Origin of the sequence: Halorubrum sp. SP9 (genome assembly GCF_005435015.1) — an archaeon.
Classification (GTDB): Archaea; Halobacteriota; Halobacteria; order Halobacteriales; family Haloferacaceae; genus Halorubrum; species Halorubrum sodomense.
On record NZ_SGXU01000337.1, the window covers coordinates 1 to 488 of the forward strand.

Sequence of the window (488 nt, forward strand, 5' to 3'; positions counted from 1 at the left end):
ACGCACGTCTTTGTGGTATCACCGACAAACTCGGCTCTCAGATCCCCGTAGATCCCCGCGGCTTCGGGGATCTCCTCGGCTAACGCGCCGTAGTTGGGATCCATCCCATTTTTCGGGATCACCCGAAACAGCAGTATCTCGGGGCGATCCAGCGATCCACACTTTCGCACGACGTGAATGTAACAGTTCTCGCGTTCGACCGACACGGGTTCTGTTGCCATTCCGTTCCACCAGGGTAGCGTGCGAACGGTATTCACGGCGGATTCAAGCGTTTCAGCGTCGTGTTCGGCGGTTTGTGTACTCATAGGTGTGTGTCGGGTCGGGATCCACCGTGTGACGGGCAGATCCTCAAAAAGAGCGTGTGTCGGGGTTAGTTCTCGAAAGCGCGGATCCAATCAGGATCGTCGCTTTCGGCGTCTTGAATCGCTGCCATTAGCACGGGATCGTAAATACGATCGTATTCACGATTCACGTCGTTGAACATTCGT

The 488-nt window shown here is 55.3% G+C and carries 1 protein-coding gene; it reads right to left on the bottom strand.

The window, feature by feature from the left end:
- The coding region (locus tag EXE45_RS17790; RefSeq protein ID WP_137695112.1) for a hypothetical protein at window positions 1-305 on the bottom strand (305 nt) is incomplete at its 3' end.
- Window positions 306-488 lie beyond the last annotated feature (183 nt).